This is a genomic window from Sphingomonas cremea, assembly GCF_021502585.1.
GTDB classification, from domain to species: domain Bacteria; phylum Pseudomonadota; class Alphaproteobacteria; order Sphingomonadales; family Sphingomonadaceae; genus Sphingomicrobium; species Sphingomicrobium cremea.
The window spans coordinates 20,667-42,605 of the sequence record NZ_JAKFGM010000003.1 but is presented as its reverse complement, the minus strand read 5'-3'; the positions used below and the strand labels follow the sequence as shown (position 1 = coordinate 42,605).

Below are 21,939 nucleotides of genomic sequence, written 5' to 3'. Positions count from 1 at the left end.
TGCGCTAGCGCGCCTGCAGCGCGGCGATCGTCATCTGGTTTGAAATCACTTCGACGTCGGTCACGCAGTGAAGCAGGCGAATGCCGCCGCGCTCCAGCGATCGGGCGAGGGCCGGACCGAATTGCTCAGTCGTCTCGACGCGCTCCGACCATCCGCCATAAGCCTCGGCCAATTTCACGAAATCGGGATTGCTGAGTTCGGTCGCGCTTATCCGTTTCGGATAATCGCGCTCCTGGTGCATCCGGATGGTGCCATAGGCGCCATTGTCGACCAGGATGACCAGCAGGTCGGAGCCATATTGCGCCGCCGTCGCCAGTTCCTGACCGTTCATCAGGAAATCGCCGTCACCGGCGACACAAACCACCGGCCGATCCTTGAAGCGCAACGCTGCGGCGACCGCCGCCGGAAGGCCGTAGCCCATCGTGCCGCTCGTCGGAGCCAATTGCGTCGGCATCGCGCCGTAGCGCCAGTAACGATGCCACCAGCCGGAGAAATTGCCGGCGCCGTTGCAGATGATGGTGTTGGTGGGCAGTGCCTCACGCATCGCCTTCACGCAGGGTCCGAGGTCGAGCTTCACACCGTCGCGCGGGGTTGGCTCGCTCCACTCCAACCACTCGCGATGTGCTTCCTCCCCGGCGTGGAAGCGGACCAGGTCCGGGTCATGCCAGTCGGCCGCCATTTCGGCGAACTCGCCCATGTCGGCGCAGATCGGGAGGTCGACCTTGAACACCCGGCCCAGCTCGTTCGGATCGGGGTGGACGTGAACCAGGATCTGGTCCGGATGGTCGGGCGTGATCAGCTTGTAGCCGTCGGTCGTGGATTCGCCGAGGCGTGCGCCGACGACCAACAGCAGGTCGGCTTCGCGGATACGCTGCTGCAGCTTGGGATTGGGGCCATAGCCGAGCTGACCGGCATAAACGCCGCACTCGTTCGAGATGGCATCCTGGCGGCGGAAAGCGGCGGCGGTCGGGATTCCATAGCGGAACGCAAAGGTCGCAAAATGATGCGCAGCGGCGGGACTCCAGTCGGCGCCGCCGATGATCGCCACCGGGTTGGTCGCATCCTTCAGCAGGTCGAACATCGCGCCCATCGCCCCGGCGCAGGGCGGTTCGGCAAGCGGCGCGATCTTGGGCCGGTCGATTGCTTCGACCTCATCGCGCAACATGTCTTCAGGCAATGCCAGCACCACCGGGCCGGGCCGGCCGGCGGTCGCGACGCGATAGGCGCGGGCGACATATTCCGGAATACGCCGCGCATCGTCGATCCTGGCTGCCCATTTGGCAACCGGCCCGAAGAAGGCGGCCATGTCAATTTCCTGGAAGCCCTCACGGTCCTTGTCGGCGCGATCGAGGTCGCCGACGAACAGGATCATCGGCGTCGAATCCTGGAAGGCGACATGGACCCCGGCGGATGCATTGGTGGCGCCAGGCCCGCGGGTCACGAATGCGACGCCGGGTTTCCCGGTCATCTTGCCGTCGGCATCGGCCATGTAGGAAACGCCGCCTTCCTGCCGGCAGACCACCAAGTCGATCTCCGGCGCGTCGTGCAGCGCATCGAGAACGGCGAGGAAGCTTTCGCCGGGTACGGTGAAAATTCGGTCGCAGCCCTGGATCTTGAGCTGCTCGACAAGGATTTGGCCGCCGGTGCGTGTCGTCATGGGGAGGCGCCTTAGCGACTAACCTCCCTTCCCTTCAAGGGACGGGAGAATGTGTCCGCCTTCCTTCCCGCAATATTCTCCCAGTCCAGCTACTTCCAAGCCGCTGGATGCGAGCCGCAAAACCGGCTAGGCGGCCGCCCCATGTACATCATCACCATCCACTATCCGAACGCCGACGGGGCGAATTTCGACTTCGACTATTACCGGACCAAGCACCTGCCCGAGGTCGGCAAGGCGTTCAAGCCGTTCGGGCTTGGCTATTCCAGCGTGCTGAAGGGCGAGGAGAATGTCGACGGCACGCCGCCGGCCTATCTCGTGACGTCCATCCTGAGTTTCCGCGATGAAAAAGGTGCGCGGGATGCGGCGGCGAGCGAAGGCGCAAAGGCGTTGGCCGCCGACGTCCCTAACTTTTCCAGCGTTGCCCCGGTCGTGCAGTTCAACACGTCGGTGCCGTGATTACTTCCCCTCTCTTCCAGCGAGGGGAGGAGCAGGACGCCGCGCTTCGGCTAAGCCTGGTGGATAGCCTTCACCACTTGGTAGCTCTCCAGCCCTTCCTTGCCGCCTTCCGAGCCGAAGCCTGAATCCTTGACCCCTCCGAATGGCGCATCCGCGACGGAGATGGCAAAGGTGTTGATCCCGACCATCCCGCTTTCGATCAGGTCGCCGATCAGATTGGCGCGGCGGCCATTCTCCGTGAATGCGAAGGCGGCGAGGCCGAAGGGCAGGCGGTTGGCCTGCTCGATTACCTCATCGAAGGTGGAGAAGGACTTGGTCACGGCAACAGGGCCGAACGGCTCCTCGTTCATGATGTTGGCGGTGTTGGGAACGTCGGCAAGCAGGGTCGGCTGGAAGAAGAATCCGCCTTCGCCCTTCGAACCGCCGGCAAGCACGCGGGCGCCCTTGGCTTCGGCATCCGCGATGAGAGCACCGACCGCCTCTGGCCGCCGCTCATTGGCGAGGGGACCCATTTTGGTATCTGCCTCGAGACCATTACCGATTTTCACCTCGGCAGTGCGTTCGGCGAAGCCCCTGAGGAAGGCGTCGTAGATCGATTCCTGGACGTAGAAGCGGGTCGGTGAAACGCACACCTGGCCGGCATTCCTGAACTTCTGCGGCACGACCATGTCGAGCGTCTTTTCGAGGTCGCAATCGTCGAAGATCAGTACCGGGGCGTGACCGCCAAGTTCCATCGTGATCCGGGTCATGCTGTCGGCGGCTAGTCGCATCAGGTGCTTGCCGACATTGGTCGAGCCGGTGAAGCTGACCTTGCGGATTTCCTTGCTGCCGATCAGCGTCGTGCTGATCAAGTCAGCGTCGCCGTGGACCAGTTGGGCAACGCCCTTGGGGATGCCGGCATCGGCCAGCGCGCGAAACAGCTCGGTGGCGACGCCAGGCGTGTCATGGGGCGGTCGCGAGATGACGGTGCAGCCCGCAGCCAGCGCGGCGGCGACCTTTTTGGCAAGCAGATAAATCGGGAAGTTCCACGGGCTGAATGTGGCGACCGGCCCGACCGGCTGGCGGATGACCCGCGATAGCTGGCCCGCCGGGCGGACAAGAGTGCGGCCATAGTCGCGCTTAATGTCCTCGGCGTACCAATCGAACAATTGCGCCGAGCCAAGAACTTCGAGGCGGGCTTCGTTGAGGACCTTGCCCTGTTCCTGGGTCAGGGTCGCGGCGATATGATCCGCCCGCTCGCGCAGCAGCGATGCGGCCTTGTGCAGGATCGCGCCGCGCTTCTCGACATCGGTCGAGCGCCATTCGGGGAAGGCGCGATCGGCAGCGGCGAGCGCCTCGTCCAGGTCGGCCCTGGTGGCGTAAGGCACCTCGGCGATGCCGCCGCCATTGGCAGGATTGATGACAGTGTGCGCGTCGCGGCCTTCGCCGCTTTTCCACACGCCGTCGATGAAGAGTTGGAGGTCTGTATCGTAGCTCATGACGTGGCAGATAGGCCCGCAAACGCTTGTCGCCAACCCATTGCGTCGCTAGTCGCAACTTAAAGCAATAGGAGAGCTTCGATGACCAAGGCGGAACTGCTGACGAAGATGCAGGATGCGGGGGCCTGGCTTCCGGGCAAGTCGGTAAAGATCGACTTTGGCGGCGATGACGGAGTGGTCCTGTTGGACGGCGTCAATTCGCAGGTGAGCGACACTGACGGACCTGCCGACACGACCATCAAAGTCAGCTGGGACGACTGGAATGCGCTGGCGACGGGCGCGCTCGATGGCATGACCGCCTTCATGACCGGCAAGCTCAAGGTCGAAGGCGACATGGGTAACGCCATGCAGCTGCAAAGCGTGCTCGGTAAGCTCAGGGGCTAGGGCAGTGGGCGGAGAGCGAGATCTCTCGCGACTCCTCAAAGCGCTGGATCCAAAGCTCTATCCGGATCGCTACAGCTTTTCCGCTGCGGCCGCGCCGACCCTTCGGGATAACCAGTTCGCGCTCATTCGCGAGGAGGAAGGCCTGACGCTCATCGGGCCGGATCCGTCGGGCGAGTGGGCCCGGATCAGCCTTGGCGTTCACTCAAGCCTTGAGGCAGTCGGATTGACCGCTGCGCTGTCGTTGCGCCTGACGGAATATGGGATCAGCGCCAATATCGTTGCTGGCCTTTTGCACGATCATCTGTTCGTACCCTGGGATCGCCGGCAGGATGCGCTCGACTGCCTGCGTTCCGCATAAGCCCGGCTTATTGTTTGCCCATGAAGATTTGATTCCGCCAGGCGCCCGGGACGTCCAAGCGGTGGCCGAAGTTTGGAGGAAGACCGACCGATGCTGAAGCTATTTCATTCGCCCGGCGCCTGCTCGATGATATCGCATATTGCGCTGGAGGAGGCAGGTGCAGACTTTGAGCCGGTACGGGTGATGCTGGCCGAGGGCGAACATTTGAAGCCCGAATATCTGGCGATCAATCCGCATGCGCGCGTGCCGGCATTGGCTACGGAGCGTGGCACGATCACCGAGAATATCGCGATCCTCAATTATATCGCCGATCGCTTCAAGGCGGCGGGATCGGTGCCGCGCGATGACGCATTCGAGGGGGCAAAGTGCAACGAACTGCTCGGTTGGTTCGCCTCGACCGTACACATCGCCTTCGCGCAGGTTTGGCGTGCGGCCCGATTCACCGATGACGAGAGCGTTTACCCCGCCATCCAGCAGGGCGGTCGACAGGCGCTCGAAAAACATTTTGAGGAAATCGAAGACAGGTGCGGTGAAGGTTGGCTGGTTGGCGACCGTTTCACCGCGGCGGACAGTTACGCGCTGACTTTCTTCCGCTGGGGCAATCGCATCAACCTCGACATGAGCCGGTTCCCGCGCTGGGCGGCGCTCAATCAGCGGCTCCTGAAGCAGCAGTCCGTGCAGCGAGTGATCGAGCATGAGCAGCTGGGAACCGAGTTGTTCCGGCCGGCGGCATAGCCGAACCGGCCATTGGTCGAAGCGTCATTGCGACGCGGCAATCCAGACTGGACTGCTTCGCTACACTCGCAATGACGGGAGGGAACCAATGCGCCTGCTGATCCTTTCGAGCATCCTGTTGGCGGCGCCAGCAACAGCCCAGCCCGCGCCAACGCTCGACGCCAAGGCCGCCCAGGCGATCGTCGTCGGCTGCTCAGCACATGCATCTGAAAAGAAGCAGAGCCAGGCAATTGCTGTGGTTGACGCGGGCGGTCATTTGGTTGCCGCACTCCGCATGGACGGCAACGGCAGCGGCATATTCGATTTCGCGCTGGCCAAGGCAGAAGCTGTTGCCGCCTGGGGATTTTCGACCGCGCAGATGCTTGAGGGTGCGCGGGGAACTCCGGGCTTCGCCGACGCGCCTCATGTCGTCATTGTCCCCGGCGGCGTCCCGGTATTCAGTGCCGACGGGAAAACGCGCATTGGTGCAGTCGGGGTATCGGGTGAGGAGCCCGCCTACGATGCCGCCTGCGCGGAAGCGGGAATAGCGGCGGCGGGCCTTCGAAGCAGCCGCGTACGCTGAGCTTCACTTGACCCTTGCCAGCGCGGACGGCAGAGCCGCGCGCAAGGAGATTCGGATGCAGAAGATCTACCCCGATGCTCAGGCGGCGCTCGACGGACTGCTGTTCGACGGCATGACCATCGCCGCGGGTGGCTTTGGCCTGTGCGGAATCCCCGAGCGGTTGATCGACGCGATCGTGGCCTCGGGGGTCAAGGATTTGACGATCGCATCCAACAATGCCGGGATCGACAACGAGGGCCTCGGCAAGCTGCTGCGGACGCGGCAGGTGAAGAAGATGATCTCGTCCTACGTCGGCGAAAATAAGGAGTTCGAGCGGCAGTATCTGGCCGGGGAGCTGGAGGTCGAGTTTTGCCCGCAAGGGACCTTGGCCGAGCGGATGCGGGCCGGCGGGGCGGGTATACCGGGCTTCTACACCAAGACCGGCGTCGGAACACAGGTTGCCGAAGGCAAGGAGATCAAGGATTTCGACGGCGAGGATTATATCCTCGAGCGCGGCATTCGCGCCGACCTCAGCATCATCAAGGGCTGGAAGGCCGACGAAAGCGGCAACCTGATGTTCCGCAAGACGGCGCGCAACTTCAACCAGCCGGCCGCCACATGCGGGAAGATCTGCGTCGCCGAAGTCGAGGAGATCGTCCCCGTCGGCAGCCTCGATCCCGACTGCATCCACGTGCCGTCGATCTATGTGAAGCGGCTGATCCTCGGCGCGCCATACGACAAGAAGATTGAGTTCACGACGACCCGTGAAAGGGAGACTGCCTGATGGCCACGCAAATCGAAGCGAAAGGCTGGGACCGCAACCAGATGGCGGCGCGGGCGGCGAAGGAGTTGAAGGACGGCTATTACGTCAACCTCGGCATCGGGATCCCGACACTGGTTGCCAACAACATCCCCGCGGGAATGGAAGTCACGCTGCAGAGCGAGAACGGCATGCTCGGCATCGGGCCGTTCCCCTATCCGGACGAGGTCGACGCGGACCTGATCAACGCCGGCAAGCAGACGATCAGCGAGCTTCCCACTTCTAGTTATTTCAGTTCGTCGGACAGTTTCGCGATGATCCGCGGCGGGCATATCGATTTGACCGTGCTCGGCGCGATGGAGGTCAGCGAGGGCGGCGACATTGCCAACTGGATGATCCCCGGCAAGATGATCAAGGGCATGGGCGGGGCGATGGACCTGGTCGCCGGGGTCAAGCGGATCATCGTCGTGATGGAGCACACTTCGAAGAACGGCGACCCCAAATTCATCCCGGCCTGTACCCTGCCGCTTACCGGCAAGAATGTGGTCGATATGATCATCACCGACCTGGCGGTGTTCGAGCGGCCCGATCACAATTCGCCGTTCAAGCTGATTGAGACCGCGCCCGGCGTCAGCGCCGAGGAAGTCCGGTCCAAGACTACGGCAAAGTACGTCGAATGAAGCGGCTTGCTCTCCTCGCCGCGCTGATCGCCGCGCCGGCACTGGCCGATGTGTCGATCCAAATCGCCGCGTCCGGCCACGCCACGGTCCCGGTGGAGGGCAGCTTCGGTGTACGCCAGTTCGTATTCGACACGGGGGCGGAAGGCAGTGCTGTCTATGCCAATTTCGCCGATGACGCAGGGTTGAAAGCGACCGGCACCGAAGAGCTGCAAGGCCAGACCGGAACCGCCGACGTGCAACTGATCAGCGTGGGCCGGCTAGCGCTCGATGGGTCGGCAAAGGATTCGATCGATGCGGTCAGGCTCGATCCAAGGGCAGACGGCGTGCCGTTGGCCGGCATTGTCGGCCTGGACCTGTTCGGCGACCGCACCGTCGATTTCGATTTGCCCCGCAAGCGGCTGGCGCTGTTTGCCCCCGGCCAACGGCCTGAAGGATTGGCTGGCCCCGGTATTTCGGCGACTCCGACCACCGGCAACCTGCTGACCATCCCGGTCAGGATCGGCACGGTCACCGCCACGGCGGTGATCGACACGGGCGCCCGCAAGACCCGGATCAACTGGAAGCTTGGCAACCAGCTCGGCATCAATCCCGACAAGATCGCCAAGGGCGACACGATCCAGGGCGCAACCAACACGGCTATTGAAACCGGCGCAACGCGGGTCGCCGACGTGCACCTGGGCGACCGCGTGCTGACCGATGCGCCGGTATTGGTCGCCGACCTGCCTGTGTTCGAAGCATTCGGCGTTGCCGACCGGCCGGCGATCATACTCGGCCTCGACTGGCTCGATAAGACAAGAATGGTGATCGACTTTCCTGGCCGGCTGATCTGGTTCGAGGCGCACGAGTGAGGTTCGCGGCCGTGCTGGCGCTGGCATTTCTCGTCGCCTGCTCGAAGCCGCCTACCATTATCGATGGCTCCAATGCCCAGGCCTTCGCGGAAACGACCGAGAAGGCGCGACGAGATTTGCCGATCAAGGACCGGCTGGCATTCGACACCGCCATCAGAACCATTGGCGGCCGCCGCTATGCCGACAAGGACCCGGACGCGACTGCCCGGCAATATTTTCACGGAATGACCGCGACCGAGGTCGTGGCCGAAGCGCACGCCCGCGGCATTGAATGATGGGGATGAAGATGAGGAAATGGATTTCGGCGGTTCTGGCGCTGATGCTTTCGGCCCCTGCGGCGGCACAGGCACCAAAGCTTCAGCTTTGGCGGCTGGATTGCGGAAAGATCCTGATCAAGGATTTCAACAGCTTCTTCTCCGATACGCTGGAATATAAGCCCGGCCCGCGGGAGGTCGTCGCCAGCTGCTACCTGATCCGGCACGGGGACGACTATTTGCTGTGGGACACGGGATATCCTGCGTCATTCAAGGGCAAGTCCGTCGATCGCGGCCCGGCGGTTGCATCGCTGGATGTGACCGTTGTCGAACAGCTTGCCAAGCTGGGCCTGAAACCGGCGGACGTCGACATTGTCGGCATCAGCCACATGCATCGCGACCACACCGGGCAGGCGGGTGAATTTCCCGGCGCCAAGCTAATTGTCGGCAAGGGGGATTTTGAACTGACCAAGGGCACGGACGACCCGTTCCAGGCCTGGCGGGCCGACGGCGCCAAGCTGCAGCTGATGCACGGCGCCGATATTGACATGTTCGGGGACGGAAGCGTCGTCGCATTGAACCTGCCCGGCCATACGCCGGATCATATGGCGCTGCTGGTCAGGCTTGCTTCGGGCAACGTCCTTCTTTCCGGCGATCTCTATCATTCGACCGAAGCGCGGGCGATAAAGGGCGTGCCTCCGTTCAACACCAGCCGGGCGGAAACCCTGGCCTCGATGGATCGGTTCGAGCGGCTGGCCAAGCATTGGAACGCCCGAGTGATCATCCAACATGAGCCGGCCGATGTCGCCAAGCTGCCAGCGTTCCCCAAGGCCGCCGAATGAGGGCGCTCCTTTCAAATGCCCCCGGTGGGCCGGAAACGCTTCAGCTGTCCGAGGTCCCCGATCCGGTCGCCGGGCCGGGGGAACTGCTGGTTCGCGTGCGGGCAACAGCGATCAACTATCCCGACGTATTGATCATCGAGAACAAATATCAGTTTAAACCGCCGCGTCCGTTCGCACCGGGCGGCGAGATCGCCGGCGAGGTTGAATCGGTGGGTGAGGGGGTCGAGGGTTGGAAGCCGGGAGATCGGCTGATCGCGGTCGTCGGCCATGGTGGGCTGGCGGAGAAAATCGCCCTTCCGGCAAAGGCCGCAATTCCGCTGCCAGAGGGCCGAACCGTCACCGATGGCGCGGCGCTTTTGCTGACCTACGCGACGTCGATCCACGCGCTCTATGACCGGGGACGGTTGAAGGCCGGGCAGACATTGCTCGTGCTCGGGGCGGCGGGCGGCGTCGGTTTGGCTGCGATCGAGCTCGGCAAGGCTCGAGGGGCTCGGGTAATCGCCGCAGTCTCGACCGAGGAAAAGGCGGCCGCGGCGCGCGAAGCTGGTGCCGACGACGCAATCGTCTATCCGCCGGGGCCGTTCGACAGGGACGGGCAGAAGGCGCTTGCCCAGCAGTTCAAGGATGCGGTTGGACCCAGCGGAGCGGACGTAATTTATGATCCGGTCGGCGGCGATTATGCCGAGCCGGCGCTGCGAAGCATCGCCTGGGAAGGCCGCTATCTCGTGGTCGGTTTTCCCGCGGGCATCCCGAAGCTACCGCTAAACCTGACCTTGCTCAAAAGCTGCGACGTTTGCGGGGTCTTCTGGGGCGCTTTTGCCGCACGCGATCCAAAGGCCAATGCGACCCATGTCGCCGAACTTTTCCGCTTATGGGAAGTAGGCAAGATCAGCCCCCGCGTCAGCGCCACTTATCCTTTTGAACGCGGCGGCGACGCGATCGCCGCCTTGGCCGCGCGCAAGGTCATCGGCAAGGTGGTCGTGACGCTCGACTAGGCCGCGAGGCCGAAGCCATGGCGGCCCGCCGCTGGACGGCGGGCGCATCAACGCCTATTTCACGGCCCGAACAGCAGGATTTTTGTAATGACTCAATTCGACGATCGTGAGCGCGCCTTTGAAGCCAAATTCGCACGGGACGAGGAAATGCAATTTCGCGTTATCGCCCGCCGCAACCGGCTGCTGGGCGAATGGGCCGCGCGTCTGATGGGCCTGTCGGAGGCCGAGACCGGCCCCTATGCAATGGATGTGGTTCGTGCCGATTTCGAAGAAGCCGGGGACGAGGACGTCATTCGCAAGATTTTCGGCGACCTCACCGCCGCTGGGGTCGAAATCGAGGAAGACCGGATCCGCGAAGCGCTTGGCCACAAGCTGGTCGAGGCGCGGCGGCAACTCATCGAATCGATGAAATAGCCATTATGCCAATGGCAGCGGACGAAATCGAAGCGCTGATCCGTGCCGCATTGCCGGACGCGGCGGTCGAAATACGCGACTTGGCGGGCGACGGCGATCATTATTCGGCGCGGATCGTTTCGGCGAGCTTTGCCGGGATGAGCCGGGTTCGCCAGCACCAGCTGGTGTACAAGGCGCTTGGCGGGCGTATGGGGGGCGAGCTTCATGCACTGCAGCTCGAAACGGCAGTGCCCTCGGGAGACCATGAATGAGTGATGTAAAGGAGCGCATCGACGCGCTTGTGAAGAGCAACGACGTGGTGCTGTTCATGAAAGGCAGCACGCTCTTTCCCCAATGCGGATTTTCCAGCCGGGCAGTAGCGATCCTCGACCATTTGGGCGTTCCGTTCGAGACGGTCGACGTTCTTCAGGATCAGGAAATCCGGAACGGCATCAAGGATTATTCGGACTGGCCGACCATCCCCCAGCTCTATGTGAAGGGTGAATTCGTTGGCGGATCGGACATCATGATGGAGATGTTTGAAAGCGGCGAACTGCAGCAGCTGGTCAAGGCAGAGGCGTAACGACTCCCTCCCCGACAGGGGTTGGGGAGGGAGCGCCCCGAAACAGTGCTAAAACTAAAAGGGGACGGCGAGGCGGGACCAGAAAACCGCTCTTGCCGTCCCCTTTGTGTTGGCGTGGAACCAAGTGGACGCAATATCTTTTGCAACCCGTGTGCCAAATGCGAATTTTGGCGTTTTTCTAGCAAAAAATAGCGGGCTCGGCTCAACGGCCGCTCACGTAACGTAAAAATTTCCGACGCTTTTCCGGCAAGCGAGAAAAATGCCAATGAGCCCGTTTACAACTGTAATCGACTCGATTACGGATGTAGTCGAAAGGGACCGCCGATGGACAAACGCATTAGCGATGCCGAGCTGGACGTAATGGAAGTGCTGTGGGAGGCGGCCGAGCCGCTGACCGCAGCCGACGTTGCCGAGCGGATTGACGTATCGCGCGGGTGGTCGTTGGCGACGGTCAAGACGATGTTGTCCCGGCTTGCGGCCAAAGGCGTCATTTCGCACCGCGAGGACGGGCGCCGCTTCCTTTACTCCCCCGCGATCCAGCGCGAAGCGTATGTCGGCAAGGAATCCCGCCGGTTCGTCGAACGATTGTTCGGTGGCCGTCTATCGCCGCTGGTTGCGCGCCTCGCCGAAGAGGATGGGCTCGACGATGAGGATATCGCGGCGATCCAGGCGCTATTGAAGGAGCTTAAGTCATGACCGACTGGCTGCTGGGAACGTTGCTTGCGACTTCCGGACTGATTGTCCTGGTCCTGTTGATCAGGGAGCCCGTCCGTCGCCACTTCGGCGCGCGCGTCGCATATGGGCTTTGGCTGATTCCGGCGGCTCGGCTGCTGATGCCGACGATCACGCATACTATCGAGCGCCCCGCGGTCATGACCGTCTCGCCAAGGCTTATAACCTCCCAGGTCAGCGTCGAACCGATGTTGCTTGCCAATATCGCACCACCCGAAACGTCATTGATCGACCAGATGGGTGGCTGGCCGACGATGCTGCTGACCATCTGGATATGCGTCGCATTCGGCCTGTTCGTGGCCCGAATGAACGCATTCCGCGTGGAACGTTCGGCAATCCTTGCCGGGGCTGACGAAATAGGCCGGATCGGTTCGATTCGCCTCGTGCGATCGCCTGACGTCAGCGGTCCGCTCGCTTTCGGAATTTTCGATCGGGTCATCGCCGTGCCCGCAAATTTCGAGAGGCTTTATGACGATTATGAGCGCCGACTGGCGCTCGAACATGAGCTTGCCCACCATCGCTCGGGCGATCTTATCGCCAATCTTTTCGCCTTTGTCCTCCTCTGCCTCCAGTGGTTCAACCCGCTCGCCTGGGTCGCACACGCTGCTTTTCGCTTCGATCAGGAAGCGGCGTGCGATGCCCGGGTGCTGGACAAGGCCAAGGCCTATGATCGCGCCGATTACGGCCGGGCGATCGCCAAGGCCGCTTCGGGACGGGCGCTGCTGTTCGCCAGCGCGCTTGATCGACGCAACACCTTGCACAGAAGGCTAAAATCCATGCTCACTAATCCCACCGCCGGCCGGCGCTTGGCCGGTCGCATGATGGTCGTGCTCGCCGTCGCGGTCGCCCTGCCGCTGACCGCGTCCCGGGCGATCAACTATGTCGACGTTCCGGTGCCAACCACGCCACCGGAACCCGTCAATCCTTTAGTCCCATCGGTTGCTCCGGCTCCGGTTGCACCGGCTCCGCCCCGGCCGGTCAAACCACTGCACGTCGGTGGCGAAACGATCATGATCAACGGACAATCCAAGGCATGGAGCGATCTAACGCCGGAAGACAGGGCGGACATACATCGCTCGATCGCGGAGGCTCGCGATGAGCTTGGCCGTAGTCGAATCGACCGCGAGGAAATCCAGCGCGAGATTCGCGAAGCAATGGCCGAAGCCAATTTCGACCGCGACGAGCTGCGCCGCGACCTTGCCGAAGCACAAGCCGACATCGCCGAGGCAATGAGGGAAATTGACGCCCACGCGGCCGATATCCGGCGGTCCGGCAGGGATCCGGAGCAAATCAAGGCAACAATCCGTAATTCGCTGAAGGGAATTGGGGATGTCGATGTCGAGGCGATCAAGCGCAATGCGCTCGCCTCAGTCGATCGTGGCCAGATTGAAGCGGGCATCGCCGCCGCTGAAGCAGGCGTTCGCGCAGCCGAAGCTGAGCTGGACCGGCTGGAGGCACTCGACCAGGGCGACTGACAAGCTCGAAGCGGCGCAGGGCGATTGCCATTTCGATGGCGCTTTGCGTGGCCGGGGCGTCCCGGGCAGGGAGGCTGCCTGGGACGCCCCATTTTTGAGAGTGCTTAAGTTCAGCTGGGATCAGCGGATGGAACGGCAGCTTAGCTGAGTTTACCGCGAGATCATTGCCTGCGTCGCGACTTTTGTCCGCTGGGCTTCTTCCGCGCTTGCACCAGCCTTGGTCGAAGTCCGACCATCGGCTAAGCCCTTGCTCAAGGCATGTCAGCCTTTGCCGCGTTCGGGTAAAAGCCAAAGGACAAAGATGAACTTGTTGCTGATCAATCTCGCGGCTGCACTTGCGTTGGTGCAAGGCTCGGCCACCGATAATAGCGCGCAGTCGCCTGACACCACTGCAGCAGCGATCGTAGCGGATTGCGGCGCCCGCAAATTCGAGACTAGCGTCGAAATTGAAAAGGACGGCCAAAAGCGCCTGACCAAGCTGAAGCTCTGCTCGGCCAAGGAGGCCGACCAGGCCAGCTGGGTGAGGACCCTGCAAGATGCGAAGGCGAAGATCGCCGCGCATCCCGACATTTCACAGGAGAGCAAGGCAAAGATCGCCGCCGAACTCGACGCCGAAATTGCCAAAAGCCTATCCGGAACCGATGCGGTGAAATCCGCGCCCGCTGTGCCTGCGCCTTTGACCGCTCAGCAGCCGGAACAGGCCGTGCTTCCGGCGCCCCAATCGACGCCTCCGATTTCTGCGCCGCCGAAAATGGCGACGTCGACCGCCAAATCGCTTTCCAAGCCGAGCCTGTCGATCCGATGCCTGGACGCCGGCGAGGATGGCGAGGGCAATCCATGCATGGTGCTGGAAAAGGACACGCGGCTTTCCGTCCACGCCGACGAGGACATATCCAGCGGCACCGTCCTGCGCTTTCTTCGCCGGGGCGATATGAGGGGTGAGGTCGCATTGGCGGCCATGCGGCAGGGCCAATCGATCCGATACAAGCTACCCGAGCGGCTCTGCCTGGGCGTGTCTTCCAGCAAGGTCGAGATTCAGATTCTGCGTTCGAACCAGCTCGTCGAAACTCTCGGGCCATATCGGCTGCGCTGCTAGCGGGCGCCCCTTTGTTGCCATGTGCGAGCGGCTCGTGGCACAGCCTCAAGCGTGGACGCACCCTACGCCATCGCCGAGCCGCTTGAACCGGGGGCCGTTCGGCTGCTCGCACGCAATCCTTCGCCCTTCACCTATTTTGGAACGCAAACCTATCTGGTCGGTGAGAGCGAGTTGGTGGCCATCGATCCGGGCCCCGATTTACCGCAGCATGTAGACGCAATACTGGATGCACTGGATGGCCGTCCGCTCGCGGCCATCGCTTGCACGCATACCCACCGGGATCATTCGCCGGCCAGCCGCGCGCTGAAAGAAGCAACCGGGGCACCGATCATCGGTTGCGCTCCACTTGCGCTGGAAAGCATCGGCCCGCGCGCCGATGCGAGTTTCGACAAGGATTATGCGCCGGATCGGATCCTGGCCGACGGCGAGACGATCGATTTCGATAACGGAAAGCGGCTATTGGCAGTGGCAACGCCGGGCCACACCAGCAATCATCTCTGCTTCGCCTATGGTGACGCGCTGTTTACCGGGGATCATGTCATGGGTTGGTCGACGACTGTCGTCGTTCCACCGGACGGTGACATGGCGGCCTATATGAAAAGCCTCGACGTGCTCCGACAGCGCGGCGACCGGATATATTACCCCGCACACGGCCCGGCCGTAACCAAGCCCGCGCAGCTGGTAAGAGGCATGATCGGCCACCGGAGGCAGCGCGAGCGGCAGATATTGAGGCTTGTTGCCGAACGCCCGCGAGACATTCCCGACATCGTCTCAAGCGCCTATCCCGGCCTGGATCAACGGCTCGTTCCCGCTGCGGGCGGTTCGGTCTATGCACATTTGCTGGACCTTCAGACGCGGGGGCTCGTTGAAGCAGGGGAGGGTGAGAAATGGATGAAGACAGCGGAATCCGGCTGAATCGTCCCCTCGCAATCGCGGCAGTTGTGGTCGCATTGCTGCTTGGCCTGGTCGTTGGCGGCGCGCTCGACATCGGCAAGCGCCTATTCGGCGGGCCCGATCCGGAAACCGTCGCGTCGTCCGCGCTGCAATCGATGCGTGCACAAAATCGGCTGGTCCCCTTTGTCGCGCGCTATGTTTCGGTGGTCAGCAGCAGGCAGGAAAGGCTCGGCGGCCTTGTAAGTTCCGAGCGCACCTTAATTCTACCGGGAGACGTTCGCTACGAACTCGACCTGGCCCAGCTCGGGCCGGACGATGTGAAGTGGGACGCGGCCAGCAACACGCTCAACGTCACGCTCCCCGAAATCGAGATTGCGGGACCCGAAGTCGATCTCGCCGCGGCGCGCGAATATGGCGAGGGCGGGGTGCTGAGTGTCGTTACCGACGCCGACCAGGCGCTCGATCGCAACAACCGCGCGCGAGCAGTCGCTGACTTGCGGAAGCAGGCCGCTTCGCCGGTACCCATGCGCCTCGCCCGTGAGGCCGGCCGGCAGGCGATGGAGCGTAGCTTTGCACTACCGCTCCAGGCCGCGGGTTTCGACAGCGCCAAGGTGATTGCGCGCTATGCAAGTGACGGTACCCCGGTTACCGAGCCACTTGACCGCAGCCGTGCCTATAACGATGTGCTAGAAGACGCACAGGCGCGCCGCTGATTGTAAGGACGTTTCGCCATGACCGCCCAGACCCAGAGCCTTAAGGGGCTTGATCTCCTTAGCGAGATTCAGCGCCTCAAGAAGGAGCGCAATGCGGTCATCCTGGCGCACTATTATCAGAAGCCCGAGATCCAGGATCTCGCCGATTTCGTCGGCGACAGCCTTGACCTCTCGCGCAAGGCGGCCGCCACGGATGCCGATGTCATTGCATTCTGCGGCGTCCGCTTCATGGCCGAGACGGCGAAGATATTGTCGCCCGAGAAGATCGTCGTCCTGCCCGATATGGACGCCGGCTGCTCATTGGAAGACAGCTGCCCGCCCGACCAGTTCAAGGCGTTCCGCGAGGCTCATCCAGACCATATTGCGCTGACCTACATCAACTGCTCGGCGGCGGTAAAAGCGCTCAGCGACATCATCGTGACAAGCAGCAGCGCCGATGTGATCCTCAAGCAGATTCCGAAGGACCAGAAGATCATTTTCGGGCCCGACCGGCATCTGGGCGGCTACCTTGCGCGCAAGACCGGGCGCGACATGCTGCTGTGGCCGGGCATTTGCATCGTCCATCAGGCGTTCAGCGAGACCGAGCTCTTGAAACTGAAGGCCGAGCATCCCGGCGCGCCGGTTGCGGCGCATCCCGAATGCCCGCCGCATATCATCGAGCACGCCGACCATGTCGGCTCGACCAAGTCGATCCTCGATTTCGCGATCAATAGCCCGTCGCAGACTATCCTCGTCGCGACCGAACCGCACATCATTCACCAGATGGAAAAGGCGGCGCCGGACAAGACGTTCATCGGGGTCCCTGGCGGCGACGGCAACTGCAACTGCAACATGTGCCCCTATATGGCGCTGAATACGCTCGAGAAGCTTTACCTGGCCCTTCGCGACCTCCAGCCGAGAATCGAGCTATCGCCAGAGGTCATGGCGAAGGCGCGTATCCCCTTGGAGCGCATGCTGGAGATGGCCGGCCGCACCGTCGGCCAGGGGGACGTGGGCAAGCCGAAGATTTCAGGGGACTGACCTACGCCCAGTGCCTGCAAGGGTTTGGCGCTGCGAAATGGCGAACGGCCAGCGAAGTCACCGCCTTGCCGAGACGTCGATCGTCCTCGTTTCCGGATGGTGCTTGTCGAGGTGCTGCTTGATGATCCGCACGTTCCGCGTGTTCGATCGGAAGAAGAAGTCGGGGATCGCACCGACCCATGGGATTAGGCCAAGAAGCATGTCGAAGCCGATGTTGCCGGCCATTCGCGCGACTTGCCATTTTGACATGCGGAGGTTGCGCGCTTCCCAAGCAATGTAGCTTCCCAGCGCGGCAGCAGAAATGGTGCCGATCCCGGGGATAATATCGAGGATGACGTCGAGGCCGACGGGCTTGTTGATTCCGGGAATGACGAACATCCGTTCCAGCAGTTGCTCCATCGCCTCGATCCGCTGCCTGACGGAACCGGGATCGGAACCAAGGCCCGGTATCTGCCTGCGCATCTTTGGCGTTGGTTGATCGAGCATTTCTGTCATCGCAGTCGGATATAGCTACGGACCGTCGGCATTCAAACCGGCTGGACCGCAATTCAAGGAAGCCTCGCGTAAGCGCGAAGCGCATTTTCACTCTTTACCGACTGCCCCCGCCGAAGCTGCTGTCGGTCAGACCGACGAGTGTATGGCGCGCAAACGGGTTCTCCGCGAAGCCCGGAACGCGGCCCGAGACCAGCGACCAGCGGATTGGCGCGGCGATCGGGATGAAAACTTGCCGATCGTCCATCAGTCGAGCCGCCTCCAAAAACAGCGATGCGCGTTGCCTGCTGTCCAGAGTCGTCCGGGCATCGGCCAGCAAGGGCTCGGCTTCCTCAACGCAGATCGTTGCAATCTCGCAACGGAAGCGCCGCAGGAACCATGCGGGCGATGAGGAAGGCGCCACCTCGTCGATCCAAACCAGGTCAGCTGAGGCAGCGCTCGGCGCGCGATCCAATTTGATGCCCAAGGGGCCCCAATCGTAGCGCAGTCGGGCGAGGAGATAATCTCCCCCCGGTCCATCCGGCACCGCGATCCGAAATGTCGGCCGAGCGCCATTGCGGAACAGCCGGTTCGCTTCCGCGAGCAGTGACGCGCGACGATCCTCCACTGGCTGGTTAACCCAATCGGGCTGCTGTGGTGGGCCGATGCCTTCGAGCCCCGCCTGAAGCAACGTCGCACGGGGGACAAGTCCGCCCACGCGGAGCCCGGCAACCAGAGCGGGCCGGTCAATTGCCCGGCTCAACAAGTGTCGGACCTCAACATCCTGAATCACGTCGTTGCGCTTGGTAGGTGCCAATCCAAACAGGCCTGCGACCGGGTCAAAGCGCAGTGCCCCCCGCGGCATTTTTTCGCGGAAGGCGTGAGGCAGGTCAGCGACCGTTCCCCCAAGCACCAAATCAAGATCTCCATCGGCAAATGCCGCGACAAGTGCCTTGGCGTTGCCGCCGCTGATCCGAACCTTTTCGACCGGATCCTCGGCATCGGGGATATGGATGCGATGGGTGACAAGCAATTCACCGGGCTTGGTCTCGGCCGGCGGAATTGTCGCCCGTTCGTCATCGGTTGGCGGAAGGAACGGCCCAGTACCGACACTTGCCCGGACCAACCCGAATTCGGGCTGGGCAAGCAGTTGCAGCAGGTTGGGGCGCGGCGAGCTGAGGCGAATTTCGATTACCCGCTCCGTCATCGGCACAATCTCGCTGACCGCGCCCAACGTATCTTTCAGAGGATTGCTGCTAGCCGGCCTTAACTGCCGCCTGAGGATACGTGCGACCTCATCAGCGCTGATCTTGCGCCCGTCGGGCCATTGACCGGTCTGCAGGCGGAAAATGTAGCTAAGACCGTCGTCGCTGACATTCCATCGTTCGGCGAGGCCGGGGACGACTTGGCCGCGCTCGTCGAAGCGCACCAGCCCCTGCGCCATGTTCGCCCGCACCAGCGCGTCGCCGGGCGAAAGCGGGGCTTCGACCGTTTCGACCAGCCTGGGAGTCGGTCCGATTGCAGCGACTCGCGTGATTCCACCGCTTTGTCGATCGCATCCGGCCAGCAGCAACGATCCCGCTAGCGACGCGGTCAACAAGCAGCGGGTCAGGACGCAGGCAGCCATCGGCTTACGGGTTTAGCTTTAAACCCCAGTTCATCAACCACTGGATATTCCCGCCCAACTGTTTTACTTAACTAAGGCAGTGCGGGTGCCCAATGGCGCGCCGGAAGGGGAGAGATGGCGGACGATCATGGCATTTGGCAGCGCGGCGGCGTTGCCGTCGAAAATCTGCCAGATCCCATTCCAACGGCCGCCTCGGCAGGTGGTGCCGGCGCGTCGGCCGACGGTAAGCAGCAACGGCACCGCCGCAGTTGGTGGCGCCTGGGGTTCACGGCACTCGGCGCGCTGCTGCTCGTCACCCTGTTGTGGCTGATCGTCACCGCGCCCCTTAGCCGTGCCCTAGAGCCGCTTAAGGATCCTGCCATGCTCCTGGTGTCGGCAGAGGGGCGGCCGATCGCAAGGCGAGGCGCAGTCAAGGATGAGCCGGTCGAGGTGGCGAAGCTCGACCCCCTGACCCCCGCGGCATTTATTGCAATCGAGGACCGCCGCTTTCGTAGCCACTGGGGCATCGATCCGCGCGCCATCGGGCGGGCGATGGTCGCCAATCTGAAGGCCGGCGGCGTTCGCCAGGGCGGAAGTACACTTACCCAGCAGCTCGCCAAGACAAGTTTCCTTTCCGCCGACCGATCGTTGAAGCGCAAAGCGCAGGAAGTGATCATTGCCTTCTGGCTGGAGGGTTGGCTCACAAAGGATGAGATTCTCTCCCGGTACCTTTCCAGCGTCTATTTCGGCGACGGCGTTTATGGGCTGCGCGCCGCCTCGCGTCACTATTTCGGCCGAGAACCGGAGCGGCTGAACCTCGCCCAGTCCGCCATGCTTGCGGGTATGGTCCAGGCTCCGTCACGCCTTGCCCCGACGCGAAACCTAGCGTTGGCGCAGCGGCGCAGCAGGCTGGTGCTCCAGGCAATGGCCGATACGGGCATAATTTCGCAGGCCCGTGCGAGAGCGACGCTTTCGGCTCGTCCTGTCGGCGATAGCAATGGCAGCGTCCCGACCGGCACCTATTTCGCCGACTGGGTCGCTCCTCAAGCCGCCCAGGCTTTCGATGCCGATTATGGCGAAGTTCGAGTGCCGACCACGCTCGATGCCGATTTGCAGCGATTGGCAGTGCGTGCCGTTGCCCAGGCCGGGATCGGCGATGCCCAGGCGGCGCTCGTCGCCATGCGCCCCGATGGGCGAGTAGTCGCCATGGTTGGCGGTCGCAATTACGGCAAGAGTCCCTTCAACCGCGCAACCCAGGCACGGCGCCAGCCCGGTAGTGCATTCAAGCTGTTCGTCTATCTCGCTGCCCTTAGGGCCGGCTACACGCCCGACAGCATGATCGACGACCGGCCGATCACCGTTGATGGCTGGTCGCCAGGCAATAACGATGGGGTTTATCGCGGCTCTATCACCCTGCGCGAAGCATTCACCCGATCCAGCAACGCCGCCACAGTTCGACTGGCCGAGCAGGTCGGCCGGCAAAATGTGATCCGGGCAGCCCGCGACCTTGGCATCGACTCGCCCCTGACAGACCGGCCAAGCCTTTCGCTTGGTACTTCGGGTGTCAGCTTGCTGGAGCTGACCGCGGCATATGCTGCAATTGCCGGCGGTCGCTATCCGGTCGAGGCGCGCGGACTGCCGCTGGATGAGGAGGACGGAGGCATTTCATCCTTCTTCGCTCGCGGCGGGCGGCTGGACGACCGCCGAGATCGGGCGCCCATGCTCGATTTGCTGTGGTCCGCCGCCAATCGCGGGACCGGTCGCCGCGCCGCCATATCTACCGCCACATTCGGCAAGACCGGCACGACCCAGAATAATCGTGACGCGCTGTTCATCGGTTTTGCGGAAAACCTCGTCGTCGGCGTGTGGGTCGGCCGAGACGATAACCAGTCGCTGGGCAGAATTACGGGGGGCACCGCCCCGGCCGATATCTGGCGTCGCTTCATGTCATCGGCCGTGGCGATTGACGGTCGCCGCGGCCCGCCGCTACACGATGGCTTCCGCATCCCTGAGCGCCGTCAGCCTGCAAGCGGCCAGCGCAAGAGCCCGTTGCCCGAAGACTGGAGCGATGGGGGCGAAACGATCCGCAAGATCATCAGCATGGTGGAGCAGCTGATCGGCGAAAAGTGACCCTTCAAAGGGCTCAAAAGGTTAATTTTCGGAAACCGGCTGCTTTAAAGCTTTCTCAACCCTTCAGGTCGTAATTCTCTCCTCGACCGACGCGCCGTTTCGTTTCGCGGAGGTGGGGAAATGTGGATCCCCTTTGTGGAGCCTGAAGGAGACCAGAGATGGCCAAGTTTCTGAAGCTGATCAAGAATAACAAGGGTGCGACCGCGATTGAGTACGGCCTGATTGCCGCTCTCATTGCCGTTGCCGCGATTGCCGCTATGGGCAACATCGGTAACCAGCTGGGCAGCACCTTCAACGAAGTGTCGACCGAACTCGACACCTAATCGTTCGAAGATTAGCCAAAAGAGGCGGCGGCGTCGAAAGGCGCCGCTGCTTTTTTTGTGCCTCAAGAACCAGCAGACGTTGAAGCTTTGGCGTTAAGTCCCAAGATTCGCTAAGTCCGGGCGTGTGGCGGGCGACGATCAAAGGAATTCGGCCATGCATCAAGTCCTAGCCATGCTGCTGGCCTCGTTGGTCGCTTTGCCCGGAACGGCGCTTGCGGAACCCGCGCCGGCGCCGCCGGACACGGGAATTTCGTCCGAGCATCGCCTTAGCCCTGAGGAAATCGAATCGGTTCTCAATGATGCGGCACGCAGGCGCGAGCTTGCCGAATCTTCGGACGATAGGCTGCCTCCGCCCATTCACGGCGAAATTGGCTTTTCCATCGGCACCGGCGGCTATCGATCTGCCTTCGGCACTGCGGTCGTTCCGCTGCCCGGCGCTGGCGTCGCGATCTTGTCGTTTGGGACGGATCGATTGGGGTCGGAGCCCAATTTCCATCATCAAGATCGATAGCTCG

27 protein-coding genes are annotated in these 21,939 nt (G+C 62.5%); 23 read left to right on the top strand and 4 right to left on the bottom strand.

All coding sequences use genetic code 11. The annotated features are described in order from the left end of the window. Positions 1-4: 4 nt before the first annotated feature. Positions 5-1,657, bottom strand: coding sequence for a thiamine pyrophosphate-binding protein (locus LVY65_RS10370; protein WP_235068078.1), 1,653 nt, complete (start codon positions 1,655-1,657; stop codon positions 5-7). A 141-nt stretch (positions 1,658-1,798) separates the two neighbouring features. Here LVY65_RS10370 and LVY65_RS10365 point away from each other — a divergent pair, with 141 nt between their 5' ends. Further along, positions 1,799-2,113: an EthD family reductase gene (locus LVY65_RS10365; protein ID WP_235068075.1), complete on the top strand. Its 315-nt coding sequence runs from the start codon at positions 1,799-1,801 to the stop codon at positions 2,111-2,113. Positions 2,114-2,163: 50 nt separating this feature from the next. On the opposite strand, the gene LVY65_RS10360 is transcribed toward LVY65_RS10365, so the two are convergent. Continuing rightward, on the bottom strand, positions 2,164-3,591 hold the full coding sequence (locus tag LVY65_RS10360; RefSeq protein WP_235068074.1) for an NAD-dependent succinate-semialdehyde dehydrogenase: 1,428 nt from the start codon (positions 3,589-3,591) through the stop codon (positions 2,164-2,166). Positions 3,592-3,672: 81 nt separating this feature from the next. On the opposite strand from LVY65_RS10360, the gene LVY65_RS10355 reads away from it, so the two are divergent. The 19 genes from LVY65_RS10355 to nadA all read left to right on the top strand — a co-directional run bounded on the left by LVY65_RS10355 (position 3,673) and on the right by nadA (position 16,894). Beyond that, positions 3,673-3,975, top strand: coding sequence for an SCP2 sterol-binding domain-containing protein (locus LVY65_RS10355; RefSeq protein ID WP_235068071.1), 303 nt, complete (start codon positions 3,673-3,675; stop codon positions 3,973-3,975). A gap of 4 nt (positions 3,976-3,979) precedes the next feature. Further along, positions 3,980-4,333: an ACT domain-containing protein gene (locus LVY65_RS10350; protein ID WP_235068069.1), complete on the top strand. Its 354-nt coding sequence runs from the start codon at positions 3,980-3,982 to the stop codon at positions 4,331-4,333. Between the two features lie 90 nt (positions 4,334-4,423). Next, the gene (locus LVY65_RS10345; RefSeq protein WP_235068068.1) at positions 4,424-5,068 is read left to right on the top strand and encodes a glutathione S-transferase family protein; all 645 of its coding nucleotides are present in this window, start codon (positions 4,424-4,426) and stop codon (positions 5,066-5,068) included. Between the two features lie 88 nt (positions 5,069-5,156). Continuing rightward, the gene (locus LVY65_RS10340) at positions 5,157-5,630 is read left to right on the top strand and encodes a heme-binding protein (protein WP_235068066.1); all 474 of its coding nucleotides are present in this window, start codon (positions 5,157-5,159) and stop codon (positions 5,628-5,630) included. Positions 5,631-5,685: 55 nt separating this feature from the next. Next, a complete protein-coding gene (locus tag LVY65_RS10335; protein ID WP_235068065.1) occupies positions 5,686-6,393 on the top strand; it encodes a CoA transferase subunit A in 708 nt (235 codons plus the stop codon). After that, positions 6,393-7,049, top strand: coding sequence for a 3-oxoacid CoA-transferase subunit B (locus LVY65_RS10330; RefSeq protein ID WP_235068064.1), 657 nt, complete (start codon positions 6,393-6,395; stop codon positions 7,047-7,049). Before LVY65_RS10335 ends, LVY65_RS10330 begins: the two co-directional genes overlap by 1 nt. Then, a complete protein-coding gene (locus LVY65_RS10325; RefSeq protein ID WP_235068063.1) occupies positions 7,046-7,897 on the top strand; it encodes an aspartyl protease family protein in 852 nt (283 codons plus the stop codon). The genes LVY65_RS10330 and LVY65_RS10325 overlap by 4 nt, the downstream gene beginning before the upstream one ends. Further along, the gene (locus tag LVY65_RS10320; protein ID WP_235068061.1) at positions 7,894-8,172 is read left to right on the top strand and encodes a DUF6694 family lipoprotein; all 279 of its coding nucleotides are present in this window, start codon (positions 7,894-7,896) and stop codon (positions 8,170-8,172) included. The genes LVY65_RS10325 and LVY65_RS10320 overlap by 4 nt, the downstream gene beginning before the upstream one ends. A gap of 11 nt (positions 8,173-8,183) precedes the next feature. Next, positions 8,184-8,993 carry an N-acyl homoserine lactonase family protein gene (locus LVY65_RS10315; protein WP_235068060.1) on the top strand — a complete coding sequence of 270 codons (810 nt, stop codon included), beginning with the start codon at positions 8,184-8,186 and terminating at the stop codon, positions 8,991-8,993. Further along, a complete protein-coding gene (locus LVY65_RS10310; RefSeq protein ID WP_235068059.1) occupies positions 8,990-9,988 on the top strand; it encodes an NADPH:quinone oxidoreductase family protein in 999 nt (332 codons plus the stop codon). Before LVY65_RS10315 ends, LVY65_RS10310 begins: the two co-directional genes overlap by 4 nt. A gap of 87 nt (positions 9,989-10,075) precedes the next feature. Continuing rightward, on the top strand, positions 10,076-10,402 hold the full coding sequence (locus LVY65_RS10305) for a DUF1476 domain-containing protein (protein ID WP_235068057.1): 327 nt from the start codon (positions 10,076-10,078) through the stop codon (positions 10,400-10,402). Between the two features lie 5 nt (positions 10,403-10,407). Beyond that, a complete protein-coding gene (locus LVY65_RS10300; RefSeq protein ID WP_235068055.1) occupies positions 10,408-10,653 on the top strand; it encodes a BolA family protein in 246 nt (81 codons plus the stop codon). Then, positions 10,650-10,964, top strand: a complete 315-nt coding sequence (gene grxD, locus LVY65_RS10295; RefSeq protein WP_235068053.1) for a Grx4 family monothiol glutaredoxin — start codon at positions 10,650-10,652, stop codon at positions 10,962-10,964. The genes LVY65_RS10300 and grxD overlap by 4 nt, the downstream gene beginning before the upstream one ends. Positions 10,965-11,288: 324 nt before the next feature. Further along, positions 11,289-11,660: a BlaI/MecI/CopY family transcriptional regulator gene (locus LVY65_RS10290; protein WP_235068051.1), complete on the top strand. Its 372-nt coding sequence runs from the start codon at positions 11,289-11,291 to the stop codon at positions 11,658-11,660. Continuing rightward, positions 11,657-13,171: a M56 family metallopeptidase gene (locus LVY65_RS10285; RefSeq protein WP_235068048.1), complete on the top strand. Its 1,515-nt coding sequence runs from the start codon at positions 11,657-11,659 to the stop codon at positions 13,169-13,171. Before LVY65_RS10290 ends, LVY65_RS10285 begins: the two co-directional genes overlap by 4 nt. Positions 13,172-13,472: 301 nt before the next feature. Continuing rightward, entirely contained in the window at positions 13,473-14,267 is a 795-nt protein-coding gene (locus tag LVY65_RS10280; protein WP_235068047.1) for a hypothetical protein, read from the top strand. Between the two features lie 51 nt (positions 14,268-14,318). Further along, positions 14,319-15,182 carry an MBL fold metallo-hydrolase gene (locus LVY65_RS10275; protein ID WP_235068045.1) on the top strand — a complete coding sequence of 288 codons (864 nt, stop codon included), beginning with the start codon at positions 14,319-14,321 and terminating at the stop codon, positions 15,180-15,182. Then, on the top strand, positions 15,155-15,874 hold the full coding sequence (locus tag LVY65_RS10270; protein ID WP_235068042.1) for a DUF4230 domain-containing protein: 720 nt from the start codon (positions 15,155-15,157) through the stop codon (positions 15,872-15,874). Before LVY65_RS10275 ends, LVY65_RS10270 begins: the two co-directional genes overlap by 28 nt. A gap of 18 nt (positions 15,875-15,892) precedes the next feature. Then, a complete protein-coding gene (gene nadA / locus LVY65_RS10265; RefSeq protein WP_235068041.1) occupies positions 15,893-16,894 on the top strand; it encodes a quinolinate synthase NadA in 1,002 nt (333 codons plus the stop codon). A 57-nt stretch (positions 16,895-16,951) separates the two neighbouring features. Here the strand turns inward: nadA and LVY65_RS10260 are convergent, their stop codons facing one another. After that, positions 16,952-17,380 (bottom strand): DUF4112 domain-containing protein, encoded by a 429-nt coding sequence (locus tag LVY65_RS10260; protein WP_408021995.1) that lies wholly within the window; start codon positions 17,378-17,380, stop codon positions 16,952-16,954. Between the two features lie 103 nt (positions 17,381-17,483). Next, a complete protein-coding gene (locus tag LVY65_RS10255) occupies positions 17,484-18,992 on the bottom strand; it encodes an ABC transporter substrate-binding protein (protein ID WP_235068037.1) in 1,509 nt (502 codons plus the stop codon). Between the two features lie 114 nt (positions 18,993-19,106). On the opposite strand from LVY65_RS10255, the gene LVY65_RS10250 reads away from it, so the two are divergent. From LVY65_RS10250 to LVY65_RS10240, 3 genes are all read left to right on the top strand, one after another. Then, a complete protein-coding gene (locus LVY65_RS10250) occupies positions 19,107-21,101 on the top strand; it encodes a transglycosylase domain-containing protein (protein WP_235068036.1) in 1,995 nt (664 codons plus the stop codon). 158 nt (positions 21,102-21,259) lie between these two features. Then, positions 21,260-21,424, top strand: a complete 165-nt coding sequence (locus LVY65_RS10245) for a Flp family type IVb pilin (RefSeq protein WP_235068034.1) — start codon at positions 21,260-21,262, stop codon at positions 21,422-21,424. Positions 21,425-21,578: 154 nt separating this feature from the next. Then, a complete protein-coding gene (locus LVY65_RS10240) occupies positions 21,579-21,935 on the top strand; it encodes a hypothetical protein (RefSeq protein ID WP_235068032.1) in 357 nt (118 codons plus the stop codon). The last annotated feature ends 4 nt before the right edge of the window (positions 21,936-21,939 follow it).

What these genes read in the sequence shown, in the direction of transcription:
- LVY65_RS10370 (WP_235068078.1), bottom strand. Translation starts at nt 1,657, where the DNA reads ATGACGACACGCACCGGCGGCCAAATCCTTGTCGAGCAGCTCAAGATC.
- LVY65_RS10365 (WP_235068075.1), top strand. Translation starts at nt 1,799, where the DNA reads ATGTACATCATCACCATCCACTATCCGAACGCCGACGGGGCGAATTTC.
- LVY65_RS10360 (WP_235068074.1), bottom strand. Translation starts at nt 3,591, where the DNA reads ATGAGCTACGATACAGACCTCCAACTCTTCATCGACGGCGTGTGGAAA.
- LVY65_RS10355 (WP_235068071.1), top strand. Translation starts at nt 3,673, where the DNA reads ATGACCAAGGCGGAACTGCTGACGAAGATGCAGGATGCGGGGGCCTGG.
- LVY65_RS10345 (WP_235068068.1), top strand. Translation starts at nt 4,424, where the DNA reads ATGCTGAAGCTATTTCATTCGCCCGGCGCCTGCTCGATGATATCGCAT.
- LVY65_RS10340 (WP_235068066.1), top strand. Translation starts at nt 5,157, where the DNA reads ATGCGCCTGCTGATCCTTTCGAGCATCCTGTTGGCGGCGCCAGCAACA.
- LVY65_RS10335 (WP_235068065.1), top strand. Translation starts at nt 5,686, where the DNA reads ATGCAGAAGATCTACCCCGATGCTCAGGCGGCGCTCGACGGACTGCTG.
- LVY65_RS10330 (WP_235068064.1), top strand. Translation starts at nt 6,393, where the DNA reads ATGGCCACGCAAATCGAAGCGAAAGGCTGGGACCGCAACCAGATGGCG.
- LVY65_RS10325 (WP_235068063.1), top strand. Translation starts at nt 7,046, where the DNA reads ATGAAGCGGCTTGCTCTCCTCGCCGCGCTGATCGCCGCGCCGGCACTG.
- LVY65_RS10315 (WP_235068060.1), top strand. Translation starts at nt 8,184, where the DNA reads ATGAGGAAATGGATTTCGGCGGTTCTGGCGCTGATGCTTTCGGCCCCT.
- LVY65_RS10310 (WP_235068059.1), top strand. Translation starts at nt 8,990, where the DNA reads ATGAGGGCGCTCCTTTCAAATGCCCCCGGTGGGCCGGAAACGCTTCAG.
- LVY65_RS10305 (WP_235068057.1), top strand. Translation starts at nt 10,076, where the DNA reads ATGACTCAATTCGACGATCGTGAGCGCGCCTTTGAAGCCAAATTCGCA.
- LVY65_RS10300 (WP_235068055.1), top strand. Translation starts at nt 10,408, where the DNA reads ATGCCAATGGCAGCGGACGAAATCGAAGCGCTGATCCGTGCCGCATTG.
- grxD (WP_235068053.1), top strand. Translation starts at nt 10,650, where the DNA reads ATGAGTGATGTAAAGGAGCGCATCGACGCGCTTGTGAAGAGCAACGAC.
- LVY65_RS10290 (WP_235068051.1), top strand. Translation starts at nt 11,289, where the DNA reads ATGGACAAACGCATTAGCGATGCCGAGCTGGACGTAATGGAAGTGCTG.
- LVY65_RS10285 (WP_235068048.1), top strand. Translation starts at nt 11,657, where the DNA reads ATGACCGACTGGCTGCTGGGAACGTTGCTTGCGACTTCCGGACTGATT.
- LVY65_RS10280 (WP_235068047.1), top strand. Translation starts at nt 13,473, where the DNA reads ATGAACTTGTTGCTGATCAATCTCGCGGCTGCACTTGCGTTGGTGCAA.
- LVY65_RS10270 (WP_235068042.1), top strand. Translation starts at nt 15,155, where the DNA reads ATGGATGAAGACAGCGGAATCCGGCTGAATCGTCCCCTCGCAATCGCG.
- nadA (WP_235068041.1), top strand. Translation starts at nt 15,893, where the DNA reads ATGACCGCCCAGACCCAGAGCCTTAAGGGGCTTGATCTCCTTAGCGAG.
- LVY65_RS10260 (WP_408021995.1), bottom strand. Translation starts at nt 17,380, where the DNA reads ATGCTCGATCAACCAACGCCAAAGATGCGCAGGCAGATACCGGGCCTT.
- LVY65_RS10255 (WP_235068037.1), bottom strand. Translation starts at nt 18,992, where the DNA reads ATGGCTGCCTGCGTCCTGACCCGCTGCTTGTTGACCGCGTCGCTAGCG.
- LVY65_RS10250 (WP_235068036.1), top strand. Translation starts at nt 19,107, where the DNA reads ATGGCGGACGATCATGGCATTTGGCAGCGCGGCGGCGTTGCCGTCGAA.
- LVY65_RS10245 (WP_235068034.1), top strand. Translation starts at nt 21,260, where the DNA reads ATGGCCAAGTTTCTGAAGCTGATCAAGAATAACAAGGGTGCGACCGCG.
- LVY65_RS10240 (WP_235068032.1), top strand. Translation starts at nt 21,579, where the DNA reads ATGCATCAAGTCCTAGCCATGCTGCTGGCCTCGTTGGTCGCTTTGCCC.